Source organism: Nocardia sp. NPDC057455 (genome assembly GCF_042802775.1).
Lineage (GTDB): Bacteria > Actinomycetota > Actinomycetes > Mycobacteriales > Mycobacteriaceae > Nocardia.
In genome coordinates this window covers 1-14,347 of sequence record NZ_JBHVDM010000028.1, presented here as the reverse complement: position 1 = coordinate 14,347, position 14,347 = coordinate 1, and the positions used below count along the sequence as shown (strand labels likewise).

Annotated in this window: 18 protein-coding genes; 9 read left to right on the top strand and 9 right to left on the bottom strand. The window is 66.1% G+C overall.

Annotated elements, in window-relative coordinates; all coding sequences use genetic code 11:
* Nucleotides 1-80 precede the first annotated feature (80 nt).
* On the top strand, nt 81-1,217 hold the full coding sequence (locus ACFU5M_RS13970; RefSeq protein WP_379048803.1) for a GTP-binding protein: 1,137 nt from the start codon (nt 81-83) through the stop codon (nt 1,215-1,217).
* 66 nt (nt 1,218-1,283) lie between these two features.
* Here ACFU5M_RS13970 and ACFU5M_RS13965 read toward each other — a convergent pair whose 3' ends face one another.
* Complete coding sequence (locus tag ACFU5M_RS13965; RefSeq protein ID WP_379048801.1) at nt 1,284-1,907, bottom strand: NAD(P)-dependent oxidoreductase; 624 nt, start codon at nt 1,905-1,907, stop codon at nt 1,284-1,286.
* 106 nt (nt 1,908-2,013) lie between these two features.
* Nucleotides 2,014-3,096, bottom strand: coding sequence for an epoxide hydrolase family protein (locus tag ACFU5M_RS13960; RefSeq protein WP_379048799.1), 1,083 nt, complete (start codon nt 3,094-3,096; stop codon nt 2,014-2,016).
* Nucleotides 3,097-3,180: 84 nt separating this feature from the next.
* Between ACFU5M_RS13960 and ACFU5M_RS13955 the strand changes: the two genes are divergently transcribed.
* Complete coding sequence (locus tag ACFU5M_RS13955) at nt 3,181-3,825, top strand: TetR/AcrR family transcriptional regulator (RefSeq protein WP_379048797.1); 645 nt, start codon at nt 3,181-3,183, stop codon at nt 3,823-3,825.
* 64 nt (nt 3,826-3,889) lie between these two features.
* Entirely contained in the window at nt 3,890-4,297 is a 408-nt protein-coding gene (locus ACFU5M_RS13950; RefSeq protein ID WP_379048795.1) for a VOC family protein, read from the top strand.
* Nucleotides 4,298-4,326: 29 nt separating this feature from the next.
* Here ACFU5M_RS13950 and ACFU5M_RS13945 read toward each other — a convergent pair whose 3' ends face one another.
* From ACFU5M_RS13945 to ACFU5M_RS13935, 3 genes are all read right to left on the bottom strand, one after another.
* A complete protein-coding gene (locus tag ACFU5M_RS13945; RefSeq protein WP_379048793.1) occupies nt 4,327-4,629 on the bottom strand; it encodes an inositol monophosphatase family protein in 303 nt (100 codons plus the stop codon).
* A 62-nt stretch (nt 4,630-4,691) separates the two neighbouring features.
* Nucleotides 4,692-5,486, bottom strand: coding sequence for a thioesterase family protein (locus ACFU5M_RS13940; protein ID WP_379048791.1), 795 nt, complete (start codon nt 5,484-5,486; stop codon nt 4,692-4,694).
* Between the two features lie 179 nt (nt 5,487-5,665).
* Nucleotides 5,666-6,910, bottom strand: coding sequence for a KasA/KasB family beta-ketoacyl-ACP synthase (locus tag ACFU5M_RS13935; RefSeq protein WP_379048789.1), 1,245 nt, complete (start codon nt 6,908-6,910; stop codon nt 5,666-5,668).
* Between the two features lie 39 nt (nt 6,911-6,949).
* Between ACFU5M_RS13935 and ACFU5M_RS13930 the strand changes: the two genes are divergently transcribed.
* Nucleotides 6,950-7,507: a TetR/AcrR family transcriptional regulator gene (locus ACFU5M_RS13930; protein ID WP_379048787.1), complete on the top strand. Its 558-nt coding sequence runs from the start codon at nt 6,950-6,952 to the stop codon at nt 7,505-7,507.
* Nucleotides 7,508-7,580: 73 nt separating this feature from the next.
* Here ACFU5M_RS13930 and ACFU5M_RS13925 read toward each other — a convergent pair whose 3' ends face one another.
* Nucleotides 7,581-8,039: a hypothetical protein gene (locus ACFU5M_RS13925; RefSeq protein WP_379048785.1), complete on the bottom strand. Its 459-nt coding sequence runs from the start codon at nt 8,037-8,039 to the stop codon at nt 7,581-7,583.
* Between the two features lie 36 nt (nt 8,040-8,075).
* Between ACFU5M_RS13925 and ACFU5M_RS13920 the strand changes: the two genes are divergently transcribed.
* From ACFU5M_RS13920 to ACFU5M_RS13905, 4 genes are all read left to right on the top strand, one after another.
* Nucleotides 8,076-8,663, top strand: a complete 588-nt coding sequence (locus ACFU5M_RS13920) for a hypothetical protein (RefSeq protein WP_379048783.1) — start codon at nt 8,076-8,078, stop codon at nt 8,661-8,663.
* Between the two features lie 498 nt (nt 8,664-9,161).
* On the top strand, nt 9,162-10,391 hold the full coding sequence (locus ACFU5M_RS13915; protein ID WP_379048781.1) for a helix-turn-helix domain-containing protein: 1,230 nt from the start codon (nt 9,162-9,164) through the stop codon (nt 10,389-10,391).
* Between the two features lie 188 nt (nt 10,392-10,579).
* Nucleotides 10,580-11,056 carry a hypothetical protein gene (locus ACFU5M_RS13910; protein ID WP_379048779.1) on the top strand — a complete coding sequence of 159 codons (477 nt, stop codon included), beginning with the start codon at nt 10,580-10,582 and terminating at the stop codon, nt 11,054-11,056.
* A 781-nt stretch (nt 11,057-11,837) separates the two neighbouring features.
* Nucleotides 11,838-12,059 (top strand): hypothetical protein, encoded by a 222-nt coding sequence (locus tag ACFU5M_RS13905; RefSeq protein WP_379048777.1) that lies wholly within the window; start codon nt 11,838-11,840, stop codon nt 12,057-12,059.
* 381 nt (nt 12,060-12,440) lie between these two features.
* Here the strand turns inward: ACFU5M_RS13905 and ACFU5M_RS13900 are convergent, their stop codons facing one another.
* Genes ACFU5M_RS13900 through ACFU5M_RS13890 form a run of 3 tightly spaced genes read right to left on the bottom strand, consistent with a single transcriptional unit; the run spans nt 12,441 to nt 14,085 of the window.
* Complete coding sequence (locus ACFU5M_RS13900) at nt 12,441-12,830, bottom strand: hypothetical protein (protein WP_379048775.1); 390 nt, start codon at nt 12,828-12,830, stop codon at nt 12,441-12,443.
* Between the two features lie 30 nt (nt 12,831-12,860).
* A complete protein-coding gene (locus tag ACFU5M_RS13895) occupies nt 12,861-13,778 on the bottom strand; it encodes a hypothetical protein (RefSeq protein WP_379048773.1) in 918 nt (305 codons plus the stop codon).
* Nucleotides 13,768-14,085 carry a hypothetical protein gene (locus ACFU5M_RS13890; protein ID WP_379048771.1) on the bottom strand — a complete coding sequence of 106 codons (318 nt, stop codon included), beginning with the start codon at nt 14,083-14,085 and terminating at the stop codon, nt 13,768-13,770. The genes ACFU5M_RS13895 and ACFU5M_RS13890 overlap by 11 nt, the downstream gene beginning before the upstream one ends.
* 78 nt (nt 14,086-14,163) lie before the next feature.
* Between ACFU5M_RS13890 and ACFU5M_RS13885 the strand changes: the two genes are divergently transcribed.
* Nucleotides 14,164-14,334 (top strand): hypothetical protein, encoded by a 171-nt coding sequence (locus tag ACFU5M_RS13885; RefSeq protein ID WP_379048769.1) that lies wholly within the window; start codon nt 14,164-14,166, stop codon nt 14,332-14,334.
* Nucleotides 14,335-14,347: the final 13 nt, after the last annotated feature.

Sequence of the window (14,347 nt, the reverse complement as noted above, 5' to 3'; positions counted from 1 at the left end):
CCTACGGCGAGCCGGTCCGGTAGCCACCGGCAACCGAGCCCGCCCGCGGATAGCAAATGAAAATCGTTATCATTATCCGCATGGACTCCGATCTGCTTCCCGTCACCGTGCTGTCCGGCTTTCTCGGTGCGGGCAAGACGACGCTGCTCAACCACATCCTCGCCAATCGGGAGGGCCGCCGGGTAGCGGTCATCGTCAACGACATGAGCGAGGTCAACATCGACGCCGCACTGGTCGCGGGCCAGGGCCACCTGGACCGCACCGAGGAGAAGCTGGTCGAGCTGACCAACGGTTGCATCTGCTGCACTCTGCGTGAGGACCTGATCGAAGCCGTGGCCCGGCTCGCCAGGGAAGGCCGATTCGATCATTTGGTGATCGAATCGACCGGCATCTCCGAGCCGATGCCGGTGGCCGCGACGTTCGACTGGGAATTCGAGGACGGATTCCGGCTCGGTGACATCGCCCGACTGGACACCATGGTCACCGTGGTCGACGCCTCGACATTCCTCGCGGAGGTGGCGCGCGGGCAGGCACTGGCGGAGCGAAATCTGCAGGCGGGCGACGGCGACGCGCGCACCATCGCCGACCTACTGGTGGATCAGGTCGAGTTCGCCGACGTCCTGCTGGTCAACAAGACCGATCTGGTCGGCGCGGCCGCGGCCGGCGCGGTGGAGGCGACGGTGCGCCGCTTGAACCCGCGCGCCCACGTGCTGCGCACCAGCAACGGCGTGGTCGATCTGGCCGAGGTTCTGGATACCGGTCGCTACGACCCGGTGGTCGCCGCGGAGGCCGAGGGCTGGGCGGAGGAACTCGCCGGCGGGCACACACCGGAGACCGAGGAGTACGGCATCGGCAGTCTCACCTACACCGCCGATCGGCCGTTCCATCCGCTGCGCCTTTCCGGTGCGCTGGAGCAGTTGCGAGGTTTGCTGCGCAGCAAGGGCTTCTGCTGGATCGCGAGCCGGTCGACGCTGGCCGCGGTGTGGTCGCAAGCCGGGCCGAACCTGGTTTTCGAACCCGCCGCCTGGTGGTCGTCGTTAGAAGTGCCGCCGGGGCAGGAGATCGTCTTCATCGGGGTGAAGCTGGATCGCGAGAAGGTGCGCGCGCTACTGGATGACGCTCTGCTCACCGAGGCGGAGTTCGCCGAAGGACCGGGCGTGTGGGCCGAGTATCCCGATCCGTTCCCTGCGTGGGGTGAACTGCACGAGCACGCCTGACCTGCGGGGCGGCCCATGCTCCCGACTTCGGGGCGTGGGCCGCTTCCGTGCCACCGCATGGTGCGCTCAGTTCGAGATGCCGGGCGCCTGGCGGAGGTAGGTGGTGTCGGTCAGTTGCTCGATCATGAAGCCGGCGATGTCGGCACGGGCGATCTTCAGGGTGAGACCGCGCTCGCCCGATGGGAATCCGCGCCGGTAGCTGCCGGTGGCCGGTCCGTCGGTGAACGCGCTCGGCCGCACGATCGTCCAGTCCAGATCGCTGGCCAGGACGTATTCCTCCTGCCGGACGTGGTCGGCATAGGCGGGGCGCAGCAGCAACCCGAACATCACGTACTTCCACAGGAAGTTCAGGTTGCCCCGGCTGTCGCCGACGCCGAGCGTCGTCTGGCAGATCAGCCGCTTGACGCCCGTGCGATTCATCGCGCCGATGATCGCTTCGGTGCCGCCCGCACGGACTACGCCCTTGCGCCCGTTGCCGAGTGAGATCAGCACCGCGTCCTGCCCCTGCACCGCTCGCTGCACCGAATTCGTGTCCAGCACATCGCCTTCTATCACGCGCAGCCGGTCGCGCCGCTGCGTGACGCTCGCGGCGCTGCGGGTGAAGGCCGTCACTTCATGGCCCTCCCGCAGCGCTTGCTCGACGACGAGGCGGCCGACGGTCCCGGTGGCTCCGAAGACTGCGATTTTCATGGTCTCTCTCCTTGTTCGAAAGCTGCTGTGCCGTTGTTGAAACCAGTACATCAGCGGAGGCCGAGACGAACCATGGCCACAAGTCTCGATGCCATAAGAGACAGTCTCAGCGCAGCCGGGCGAAGAACTCCGTGATCTCCTCCGCCATCAGCGCGGGCGCCACATGGTGCAGGTAGTGGGTGAACACATCGTGCGTGCGCCACGACACGATGTTGTGGTCGCGCTCGGCGAAGCGGCGGATGCCGTGAAAATCGCCGGTGGAGCCGCACAGTGCCAGCGGAACCGTGGTCGGCGCGGCGGGGCGCTCGGCCTTGTCCTTCTCGAAGTAGTGCCGGATCGCCGAACCCGCGGTGCCGGTGAGCCAGTGGATCGCGATGTTGGTCAGCACGAAGTCGTCGTCGAGATCCGGACCGAGCAACTGGCCGTTCCAGCCGACCAGCCCGGCGGGCGAGTCCGTGATCGCGTGCGCCAGCGTCTGCGGTTGCTGCGATTGCAGCACGTTGTAGCCCATCTTGTTCTTCATGAACCAGTCCAGCGTGGCCAGTGACCGCTGCTCGCCCTCGTCGAGATCGGCCAGCTCCGCCGGATCGCCGGACGGGAACGAGTACACCTGCGTCACGTGTACGCCTGTCACCTGGTCCGGTGCCACCCGCCCGAGCTCCGGCGAGATCTGCGAACCGCCGTCGTTGCCCACCGCGCCGTAGCGGGTGTAGCCCAGCCGCCGCATCAGTTCCGCCCAGGCGCGGGCGATGCGGGAGTCGTTCCAGCCCGTCTCGGTGGTGGGGCCGGAGAATCCGTAACCGGGCACGGAGGGGATGACCAGATCGAACCCGGCCGTGGTGAGCGGCTCGATGACGCCGATGAACTCGACGAAGGTCCCGGGCCAGCCGTGCGTGAGGATCAGCGGGAACGCGTCGTCCCGGGTGGATTTCACGTGCAGGAAGTGGATGTTCTGGCCATCGATCTCGGTGGTGAACTGCGGGTAGGCGTTCAACGAGTTCTCGACCGCGAGCCAGTCGAACCCGTCGCGCCAGTATCCGACCAGGTGGCGCACGCGCTCGACGCTCACCCCGTAGGTATCGCCCGAGCCGGGGATCTGCTCGGCCCAGCGGGTGCGGGACAGGCGATCGCGCAGATCGTCCAAGTCGGCTTGGTCGATGGCGATGCGGAAGGGGGTGATCGCGGTCATGTCCTGCTCCTTTGAAACGGAATGCTCTGTTCTGATTGAACCGTAACAGAACGGATCGTTCCGTTCAACTGCTATCCTGGATTCATGCCGAAGACATCCGATGCCCCAGTTCAGAAGGGTCTGCCCGGCCGCAAGGCGCAGGCCGCCCGCAACGACGGCTTGATTCTGGAAGCCGCCCGCGCCGTGTTCCTTGCCGACGCCACCGCCCCGATCTCCGCCGTCGCGGAACGCGCGGGCGTCGGGATCAGCGCGCTGTACCGCCGCTATCCGAGCAAGGAGGTGCTGCTACGCACGCTCTGTCACGATGGTCTGCGCAGGTACAACGCGGAAGCCGATGCGGCGCTGAAGGATCCGGACGGCTGGCACGGTCTGGTCGGCTTTCTCGAGCGAGTGGTGGACGCCGACGTACACTCGCTGGCCGTGCATCTCGCGGGCACTTTCACCCCCGACGAATCGATGCTGCCCGATGTGCAGTACTCCGCGAAGGTCACGGAGGAACTCGTGCGCCGTGCCCACGCCACCGGCGAACTGCGTTCGAACGTCACCCCGCAGGATCTCGGCCTGATCCTGGAGTCTTGCGCGGCCGTCGCGGTGCCCGATTCGCAGCGCACGGTCCAACTGCGCCGCCGCGTGCTCGCGATGCTCCTGGCCGGGCTGAGCGCGGATGGCGAACTTCCCGGCCCCCCGCCCGCGCCGGATGAGTTCAACTGGCGCTGGGCTCGGCGATGATTTCTTCCGCGCCAACCGGTCCGCACTGGTAGGAATATCGCTGCCCGCCCCGAAAGGATGCGCCGTGAACTGGACACTCGAGGTCGTCATCGTGCCCGTGTCGGATATCGACCGAGCCAAACGGTTCTACGCCGAACAACTCGGCTTCACCGTCGACCACGACACCGAGATCGGCGACAACGTCCGCATCGTGCAACTCACCCCACCCGGCTCGGGTTGCTCGATCGTGATCGGCAAGGGCGCGGTGCCCGATATGACGCCCGGCTCCCAACAGGGCCTGCAACTCGTGGTAAACGACCTGCGCACAGCCCACGAGGAACTCACCGCCCGAGGCGTCGAGGTCACCGAAATCCAAGTCCTCGGCGAGAACCGCACCCCCATGCCCGACCCACTCGACAACGTGGGCTTCTTTTTCTTCACCGACCCGGACGGGAACGGCTGGGGCGTCCAGCAGATCTCGACGCGTCCGTAAGCGAATCCGGGCGCGGACAATGGCTTCGGTCAGCAGATCGATGCCTCGACCACCGCCATGAGCTGATCGGCAATGGCGGGTGAGGCGGCGATCGTGTCGGGGGACTCGAGGCTGTGCCGCCGGGAAGTCGAGTCGAGGACGAGAGCGCCCGCCTCGCGAGCGATGAGCACACCGGCGGCGGTGTCCCAGGGCTTGTTGGACAGCATGACGCAGGCGTCGGTTCGCCCTTCCGCGACCCACACGAGATCGAGGGCAGCGGATCCGAACATTCGTACGCGCTCGACGGTTGCCGCCAGTGCCGCAGTGAGCGCGATGCGGCACGGCTGAAGCATTCAGCAGATCCCGACCCGTCCGCCGGCGTCTCGGCGACGAACGCCGAGTGGGTCTGTCTCGGCTATCGGGTGCCGAGGAAGAGGGTTTGGGTGCTGCGGCCCAAGGGGCCCTTTTCGTCGTAGAGCGCCGATTCGGCCATACCTATGCCATGGGGTTGGGGGTAGGTGACGGCGTCGAGGCAGACCCATTCGCCCGCGGGCTGGCGGTGCAGGGTGACCGTCAGGTCGGTGTTGATGAACAGGTACTTCGACCAGTCCATGACGGCGCTGACGCCGTTTCCGGAATCCGCCGCCGCGAGGGTGCGTTCCAGTGGGCTCGGGTCGGTGCCACCAACGATCGGGTATTTGATCCTGATCCAGCAGACCGCTGGGCCGGGCTCGGTGAAGGATCCGCTGACAAAGCGGTATTCGATGGCGGTGTGGAAGCCCACCGGCTGGGTGGACGGGAACGGCGCGGGCACATCCGCATGTTCGGGGCCGGGGCGCGTGCCGGTGGGCAAGAAACGTTCCGGCAGCGGCAATTCCGGTTCGGACAACTTGAACCGCCAGGCATTCGCCCGCATCACCGGCCCGCGCTCGGTGGACAGCGTCGCCTCGATGAGTTCGACGCTGCGGCCGGGACGGGCGACCCGCGCTTCCGCCGTCAGCGGTTCCAGCGGGACCGGGCCGAGAATCTCGACCGCGACCCGGCCGACCTGAAAACCTGGGCGTGGTTCGCACCGCTCGATCACGTGACCTAGCAGCGCCGAAGGCGGACCCGCGTGCTGGGCGTCCGGGGACCATGGACCGCGGGTCAGCTCGGTCGAGAGGAAACGACCTGGTCGATCCGGGTCGGACAAGTAGAACGCGTCACTCATGACCGTGCCCGCCTCGATTACGTCGCGCGCGGCCGCACGCCGTGTCCTCGGTTCTCTCGCTCACGTCGATATCCGTCCCTCGGGCCAAGTGGTCGGTTGTCTCCCGACGTTAGCCCGCGAGGCGATTCCCTCCGCCGCCAGACCCCACCGAACGCCGGCGCGACGTGGTGATCGACGAATCAGACCCGGCCGAACGCCAGTGCGACGTTGTGACCGCCGAAGCCGAACGAATTGTTCAGCGCGAAATCGATGCGCTGGGTACGCGGCGCGCCCGCGACGATGTCCAGATCGATCGCCGGATCGAGGTTGTCGAGGTTCAAGGTGGGCGGGACGACCTGGTCGCGCAGGGTGAGCATGGTGACCAGCGACTCCAGCGCCCCGACCGCCCCGATCGAATGCCCGAGCGCGGATTTCGGTGCGTAGACCGAAGCGTCGGGCACCACGGAAGCGATCGCGTTGGCCTCGGAGGCGTCGCCGATGGAGGTCGACGTGGCGTGCGCGTTCACATGCTGAATATCCGAAGGCCGCAGTCCTGCGGTCTCGATGGCCTTGCGCATCGCGCGGGCGGCGCCGATTCCCTCAGGCTCGGACGCGACGATGTGATAGGCGTCGGAGGTAATGCCCGCGCCCAGCACCCGCCCGTGCACGGCCGCGCCGCGCGCGCGTGCGTGCCGCTCCGACTCGAGCACCAGCAGCGCGCCCGCCTCTCCGAAGACGAACCCGTCGCGGTCGCGGTCGAACGGGCGCGACGCGCGTTCCGGATCATCATTGCGGGTGCTCATGGCACGCATCATCGCGAAGCTCGCGATGGGCACGGCGTCGATATGCCCTTCGACCCCGCCCACCACCACCACATCCGCCTCGCCGGTGGTGATCAACCGCCAACCGTGCGCGATCGCCTCCGAACCCGACGAACAGGCCGAGACCGGAGCGAAGACACCGGCCCTGGCCCCGATCTCGAGCCCGACGGTGGCGGCGGGACCGTTCGGCATCACCATCGGCACCGACATCGGCGACACCTTGCGGTAGCCGCCCGCGCGCATCGCGTCGACCGCCGAGATCAGCGCGTCGCCGCCGCCGAGTCCGGTGCCGACGGCCACCGCCAATCGATCGCCGTCCACCTCGGGCGCGCCCGCCGAACGCCAGACCCGACGGCCGAGCACCAGCGCCATCTGCTCGACGTAGGAATGCCTGCGCTGTTCGACCCGGGTCAGCTCGGCACCGGGCTGCGACTTCAGCTTGCCGCCGATGCGGACCGGCAGGTCGTACTCGGCCACGAAATCATCCTCGAGCGCGCCGATCCCGCTGTGCCCCGCCAGCAGTCCGGACCAGGTCGTGTCCATGTCGTCGGCCAGCGACGTGGTCGCCGCGTACCCGGTGACGACCACCGAATCCCGAGTTTCTGAAGCGATTGTTACAGTCACGATGTCATGAATACCTGTACCAATCGCTACAGTCAACCCATGGCCCGTCCCCTCGACCACGCCAAACGCGCCGAACTACTCGCCGCCGTCGTGCGCTACATCGCCGACCACGGCCTCGCGGACCTGTCGCTGCGCCCGCTGGCCGCCGAACTCGGCACAAGCTCGCGCATGTTGATCTACTACTTCACGACCAAAGAAGAATTGCTGGTCCAGGCGCTGGCGACGCAACGCCCCGACCTCGCGGCCTTCTTCGCCGACATCGGGAACGCGTCCGAACTGTGTGACCGGCTGTGGGACTTCTGGACCGCCAACGCCTCGGGTGAGGGCCGCACGAGCGTGCGGGTGATGCTGCAAGTCCTCGGCGCGGCTTGTGCTCCACGGAGTCCGTACGCCGACTACGCCACCTCGGCCATCACCGCGTTCGTGTCGGCCCTGGCGGATGGGTTGCGCAACCTTCGCTCGATCGATGACCCCGAAGTCGTCGCGACTCTGCTCGTTTCGGGTTTGCGCGGCATCTTGCAGGACCGGCTGATCACCGGCGAGGTCGAGCGCACCGATCGCGCGGCCCGCCGACTGATCGAGCAGACGGTGCTCTGATCTCGCTCGTCGGCATCGGGAATGGGTCCTCATAAGCCAGACCGATCGCGCGCACCGGTGGCATCCCGCAGAGTCAATCCGTGGTGGGTTGATCCCGATACTGGTCGACGAGGTGCTGGTAGAAGGCGTTCTCGGGCGATTCCAGCGAGATGGCCCGCAGGCCGAGGGTGATTTTCCGGCCGACTACTGTCGAGTATCCGTCCTGGTCCAGGCCGAGATCCTCCGCAACCGCCGGTGCCAGTTCGTCCAGCTCGTCATCGGTCACATAGACGGCGAGACGGCATTCGATTGGAATGCGCGCCGGGTCGTAGGCGTCCCCCCATGCGCGCTGAGCGAACTCATCGACCGCGGTGACCGGTCCGAAGCTGGTGTAGCACGGGATACGGTTCACCCCGCGGATCCGATGGGCGCTCTCTTCGAGCGCCAGTGCGATCGGGTGGATCCCCTCGCCGTCGAGGGCACCGGGCCCGGTCGCGTCCGGCAGCCCGAGTCCTACCGCGAACTCCCACACTTGGCGTTCGTCGTCGTTCACCTACAACCTGCCTCCCCCACACGGCACGATAGCTACATGGACCAGGAGACATCACGGCGAGGCGCCGACCTGCTGGCGGCCGACATCGAGTCAGCTCTCGGTTTCGAGGTACACATCGATGAAACGATCCCCGAACATCGTCGCCGCTCGGCCAATTCACCGGCATGGTTCATCGAATTCACCGTCCCGGCCTTGAACGTCCTGCTCGGCACAACCCCCGGCGAGCTCACCCCCGACGGCGTGGCGTGCAGACTGGCCCGGGAAGTCCACGACGACGTCCTGTCCCGCAGTGGAAAGATCTGGCCTGCCGACCCCGAGGGTGGGGACCAGCCGTTGCTCCCCACTCCCGACGGATGGCACGGGCCGGGCGGCTTGATACCGTTCGGGCAGGTCAAGGCGGCAAAGGATCCTGATCCGGGCCTCGACGGTGTGGTCCGGTGGTGGCTGCCCGACACCTACGACGGACTCATCGCCAGCCACTCCGGCGACGTATGGTTCTCCCTCTGGCAGTACCAGGGCGACGAACAACTCATCACGCCGGGCATGCCGGTGACATGGGTCATCGGCGAAGGCGGACACGGAAAGTACCGCAAGGCAAGCGAAGTCCGGCCGACTCAGCCGTAGCCAGACTGCTCACTTTTCGGCCCGGAATCCCGATGCCGTCAGGCAGGGTGATGTACCGCCGTGTTCGGTCGGTGCGCCGCCGACGGCGAGGGCACCCGACCAGTGGGAACGAGGCTCCACGGCCTGAATATGGCGGGCTTCCGCGATCGTCGCAACCTCTCGATCTGGGAGGTTGCGGCGATCGTGTTGTTCTCTGAGAGGGCGGAGCTTCCGGCGATCAACTTGTGCGGCTGTTCGGCCGGTGTATCGGGGGGCTACGGCTACTCCTACAGGGCGATGTCGCCGAACAGATCGAGTGCTCGCTGCCGGTGAGATCGCCGGGTGGTTCTGTCCTGGAAGGCCATGGGCGCGTCACTCTGGTTTGCGCCCGTGCGTAAACAATCCCTGACTATCTCGGAAGCCATGCCAGGGGCTCGAAATCTCCCATTCGCCTGCCACTCGCACGCTGGGAGCAACAGGTACCGTCGCAAGTTGTAGCCATCGGCGGAGGAGTACGCCATGAACGACATCCCACCGAACGAAGTCGGGCGCAGGCTGCGCGAGATCCGCGCGTGGCGCGGGCAGAGCCTCGAGGTGGTCGCGGGCCTGGCCGGTATCAGCTATGGATACCTGGGTCGGCTCGAGCGCGGGGAACAACCGCTGTCCAATCGCGCCACCCTCGAGGCGATCGCACGTGCGCTGAAGGTGTCGCCCGCGGAGTTCAATGGCCAGCCGTGGGAGATCACCGATGGACCAGCGGCTGAGGCGTATGCCGGTCTGATTGCCGTCGAGAATGCACTGGAGATCTGTGAACTCGGCACTGATCCCGGAACAGATATACGCGAATGGGCGGAAATCGCTGCGGATCTGGCTGCGCTGGAGGTTGTTCGGGAGTCCACCGACTACGCGGCTGCCTGCGTGCTAGCTCCTGGATTGCTGACCGAGTTGCATTCGGCGTATGTCCGACGCCCCGAGTGGCGACGTGAAGTCTTGGTAGGCATCATCCGTTGTTACTACGCATTGGCGCAGACGACCAAGCGGCTCGGAGTTCGGGGTTTGCCGATCATGATCGTCAAGGCCGCACACGCATGTGCGGAAGAACTCGAGTCGCCCGCGTGGATCGGGTTCGCGGTGTGGCTGCGCGGCAGTATCGCGGGCTCGCTATCGCGTTCGAAGCAGTACGACCGTGCTGTGCGCACAGCCGACAGGCTCAGGCCGCATCTCGATGACTGCTCTGTCTTGCAGGCGTACGGCATGCTCCACTTGTCCGCAGCACTGGCGGGAGCGGTGCAATCCGACAGGGACACCGCCAACACACACCTCGCAGAGGCCGCAGCGGTCGCGGCACGGATGAATGAGGAGGTCGGTACCTTCGCACGGCTGTGGTTCGGCCGTACCAACGTTGGGATGTGGCGGTCGTCTATCGGAATGGAACTCGGCGACGGGCCCAGTGCTGTGGAGGTGGCGCGTGATTTGCCCGTCGAATCCATTCCGTCGCCGTCCCGTCGGGCCAACTACTACGCCGAAGCCGGGCGGACGCTCCTTGCCGAACCGAAGTACCGAGACATGGGCCTTACCCTACTCATGAAAGCGGAAGACATCGCACCACAACAAGTTCGCACTGACTTCTTCGTTCGTGAAGCGATCGCGGATCAGCTACGTACTGCTCGACGGGATGCCGGCGGCCGGAATCTGCGCGGCCTCGCCTGGCGTCTGGGAATCGCACCTGACCTTGCACCCGGAAACTGACCGCGATCACCGCCTGTCCTTTCAGGACAAATCCGTTGTATCCCTTCTCATAACGTCAGCTCCGGCCCCGACGCCGGGGTGAGCGGGCCGATTCCTTATCTCGGCCGCGCCGGCGCAGCTATGGCCGCTGGTGTTGATGCCCTCGGCGTCGGGTGCTTTCCGAATCGGATCGCAGGGAGGCGCAGGGTATGGATGCGAGCAGCGAGCAGGGGTTGTATTCGGCGGGTGTGGCCGAGCTGGAACGGATGGCGGCGTATCTGAGAGACGAGCCCACGCCGCTGCGGGAATTGCCGACGGCTGCGTCGGGTGTCTCGGCGATCGGGTTGCGGTGCGTATCGGTCGCGGGTGCGGAGGCGGCCAGCGATCAGGCCACCATCGAGGCGCTGGCGCGTCGGCACGGATATACGTTGCTGCACACGTATGTGGTTACTCCGCAGACCGTCTCATTGGTCATTGTGACGGCCGTGCTGGAAATGGTGCACGTAGCGCGGGCGGGGGCGGTGATCGTTCCGGGGATGGCGCATCTGGGCGGGTCGGTCCCGGCCGAGTTCGCGCGGGTGTGCAGTGTGGTCATGCCGGGGCATGTGATGCTGGGCCGCGCGCTGTATTCCACGTCCGCGCCCCCATCTCCCGGTGACCACGCCGGTGCGGGAGTGCGGGGGTGAGCGCGGCAAGCGCTGGGGGTTTCGATCTGGCGACCCCGCACGGGCGGTGCGCGTTCTACAAACTGGTGTGCCAGCTCCCGGCCGAGGTCGAACCGGAAGCCCTCGGCCGCATCATGGTGCGGGCAGGGTCGATGGTGTGGGGTGTGTCGGTGCCCGAACCGTTGGGCCACGCGGTGGCGGATCGGTTACGCAGCGATGGGCACAGTCTCGGCCCAACCATCGCGCACGCGTATTCGCGAACCTGGACATTCCTTGTCCGTCCTGATCTGCCCCACGACCCGCAGACGTTCGCGGGGTTGTTTCGCGACCGGGTGAAGGTGATCCGCGACGGGGCGTTGATCGCGCTTCCGTCCCCGGCCGACAGTGCGAACGGATACCGGGCGTGGTTGGAGGCGCCGCGGGACACCTACCGGCCTTCGGGCCGGGTGGTGGTCGACGCGGTGCGCGCGTGCCTGCCTGCTCGCGCGCGCGGGCAGGACGAGCCGATGAGCCGGCATGCGGTCGCGTGCCGCGCTCGCACACGGATTCTCGGCCGCCGCCCGATCATCGGCCACCGTTGCGGCGGGTGCAATGCGGTTGTACGCCGAGTGGGGGGCGGTGGTGTCCGACACGGACACGGACACGGACGCGGTGGTGCCTGTGGCGAGCCCGGCGCCGTCGGTTGGACCGGGGGCGGTGGCCGTCGAACGGATCGGCGAGCACGGACCTGGGATGCGCGGCGATATCGGTACAGCGCACGAATCATCCACGACAACCCGCGCGCGGTGTTGCGGGCGGTACCGTGACCGGCCCGGCGGAGTCTCCGCACCCGGAGGAGCCCGACGTTCACCTGTCGGTCTACCTCCACGACCAGCGCATGGATTTCGCCGCGTGCGTGACCGCCGCCCTGGTGTTCGTGCAGGAATGGAACGCCCATCATCGCCCCGACGCGGTGACTGTGCTGCCCGGCGACACGAATGGTCTCCCACGCTTACCCTGCGAACGGCTCTACCTCGAACCCTGACCAGGCGACGAACCCCTGCGTCCCGCTAGGACACGACGAGCAAGTAGACGGCGTGGCCTTTGCGGGTCTGTGTCGACGGCCGGATGGCTCTCCACCCAACTAGCCACTGACTACCTCATGACGGTCCACTGCCGACCGCCAAGGCCGACGGCTCCCTACAGCTCGGTGGGCTTCCGCGCAGCACGCCAGCTTCGTAGACCCGTGAAGCCACATAGTTGGGCAACGCCTCTCGGCGGATGGTCACTCGTAGCGTCGGGGGGTGCGGCCCGGCTATCCGCACGTCGACACCGGTGTACATCCGGAGTGCTGAGTCATCTGGGCTACGGCTGAGCCGGTCGGACTTCGCTTGCCTTGCGGTACTTTCCGTGTCGGCAAAGAGGTCTATTCGGGTGCGTAGAGTTCGGGCTCGAAAAGTGCTTTGGCACCGGCGCGGGTATGGAGCTTCCGTTGCAGGGAGCGCAGGATCTGGATCGCTTCGGTATCGCGGATCGCGTTGACGAGTTGAAATTCGACACCCGCGCCGAAGAGGTCACTGCCGAAGGCCAACTCGCTCAAAAACAGCACCCTCGCGGTCTCGACCTCGGTCAGCATGGCTCCTTCGCGGACCGCGCGACGGAGCCTGGCGGCTTCGTCATCGAAGCGGTCACGGTTGGCAAACCCCAAAGCGCGCACTGGGATCGGTGCGTTCGTCGACACTCCGACCCAGCTGGCCAGAGCTCCGTCCACGAAATCGCGTTCCGCGGGCGTCAGCTTCGACATATCGAATTCCAACAGTCTTTCTCCTGAGGTCGTTTTCGCTGCCTACCGATTTCCGCCGGGTTTTCCGGGGGGCGTCCCTCCAGTGCCGCCGGGGACCCTTGAAGGGTCCAGCGATGGATCTGTGGTCTGGTTGGTGAGGCGGATGAACTCGCCCAATGGTTCCTTGGGTCGGTAGACGGTGCCGTGATCAGTAGTGCTGGGGTCGACGATAACGATGAACCCGTCGTAGCTCATCATCACGGGATTGCCGACTTTGTCCTTGCCCAGACGCTCCATTTGTGGACCCTGGATGATTTGGTAAACCTTCTCGGCGAGTTCGTCCTGCGTCATTCCCTTGAAGTCGTCGCGGTGCTTGGTCCAGGCGTGACCGTAGGCGATCTCCTGAGCCATCCTCATGCCCGGATCCTTGCTCCACCCGCCCGGCGGTTGTACCAGCCCGTCGTTGGCGGCCTGGAATAGAATCTCTGTCGCCTCGAGCAGTTGGAGTTTCTCGTTGGCCTCGGCGATCTTCGCGCCCCACTTGGCATCGGCCGCCGCCAGAGTCGACACCAGGCCGTTCAGCCGCGAGAGTTGAGTGCCCGCTTCCGAACTCCAGTCATCGACCCCGGTGATGCTCCAATCGTGGGCAACGGTTACCGGTGCGATGACATAGTGCTGGAAAATCGTCTTGATCTCCGCCAGCGGGTATTCCATGTCGCGGGCAGCGCTAGCGCAGGCGGTACCGAGGTCGTGAAACGCGGTGGCGATCGTGCGCATCTGATTTTGCTCGCGGTCAGCCCTGCCCCCGGCAGCGTCGCGAGCTTGTCCCTGCCATGCGAGGTCGTGGATCACGGTGTGCATCGAGTTCGATGTCTTCAAGATCAGGTCCGCGATCTGGTCAGACCTGTCTGCGATGCCGGCCAGCGCCGAGACGTCCCAGTTCAGGACCTCGACCGGTGTGGGTGTCGCTCTAGTTACCATCGTGGACACCTGTCGGGACCAAATCGGTCACAGCAGCCAGTTGGGTGGCGGCCGCCATATCGTCGTCGTGGTAGGTACTCGCCGCATGCTCGAGGAGTTCTGACAATCGGGTGAACCGAGCCTTCAAAGTTTCTCGCGCTTGGGCCGCCAATTGGGTCGTTTGCTCCAGGCTGTGCCCGACTGCGGATCCATTCAGCTTACCGTCGACCTGATCGGCGCCCAGGGGCGCAGCTGCATCTATCTCTGTCGGCAACACGGCCAACGCTTGCGCTGCCGTCCGCAGGTTCTCCGGATTGACTTCGAACACAACGATTCCCCCTGCAACTCGACCCTCGTCCGGCGAGCTCCAGCCTAGTTCACTATCTCAGCCGCTCATCGTGAACGAATGGCTGTGGACTCCTCGACAATGGTGAGCACCTCCGAAGCCGCTCTGGCCGCTGCGCCGGGCGCGTCCTTCCCGATGCTGAGCATGCAGATGGAACCCATGCTCGAGGTGTTCAACCGGCTGTACGAGACGTCGTTGCGGGTGGCCGCGCTGCTGCGAAGCGAGGAATAGATCACCGCCGCCC

Coding starts and splice junctions, on each gene's coding strand:
- ACFU5M_RS13970 (WP_379048803.1), top strand. CDS start 81: ATGGACTCCGATCTGCTTCCCGTCACCGTGCTGTCCGGCTTTCTCGGT.
- ACFU5M_RS13965 (WP_379048801.1), bottom strand. CDS start 1,907: ATGAAAATCGCAGTCTTCGGAGCCACCGGGACCGTCGGCCGCCTCGTC.
- ACFU5M_RS13960 (WP_379048799.1), bottom strand. CDS start 3,096: ATGACCGCGATCACCCCCTTCCGCATCGCCATCGACCAAGCCGACTTG.
- ACFU5M_RS13955 (WP_379048797.1), top strand. CDS start 3,181: ATGCCGAAGACATCCGATGCCCCAGTTCAGAAGGGTCTGCCCGGCCGC.
- ACFU5M_RS13945 (WP_379048793.1), bottom strand. CDS start 4,629: ATGCTTCAGCCGTGCCGCATCGCGCTCACTGCGGCACTGGCGGCAACC.
- ACFU5M_RS13940 (WP_379048791.1), bottom strand. CDS start 5,486: ATGAGTGACGCGTTCTACTTGTCCGACCCGGATCGACCAGGTCGTTTC.
- ACFU5M_RS13930 (WP_379048787.1), top strand. CDS start 6,950: ATGGCCCGTCCCCTCGACCACGCCAAACGCGCCGAACTACTCGCCGCC.
- ACFU5M_RS13920 (WP_379048783.1), top strand. CDS start 8,076: ATGGACCAGGAGACATCACGGCGAGGCGCCGACCTGCTGGCGGCCGAC.
- ACFU5M_RS13915 (WP_379048781.1), top strand. CDS start 9,162: ATGAACGACATCCCACCGAACGAAGTCGGGCGCAGGCTGCGCGAGATC.
- ACFU5M_RS13910 (WP_379048779.1), top strand. CDS start 10,580: ATGGATGCGAGCAGCGAGCAGGGGTTGTATTCGGCGGGTGTGGCCGAG.
- ACFU5M_RS13895 (WP_379048773.1), bottom strand. CDS start 13,778: ATGGTAACTAGAGCGACACCCACACCGGTCGAGGTCCTGAACTGGGAC.
- ACFU5M_RS13885 (WP_379048769.1), top strand. CDS start 14,164: ATGGCTGTGGACTCCTCGACAATGGTGAGCACCTCCGAAGCCGCTCTG.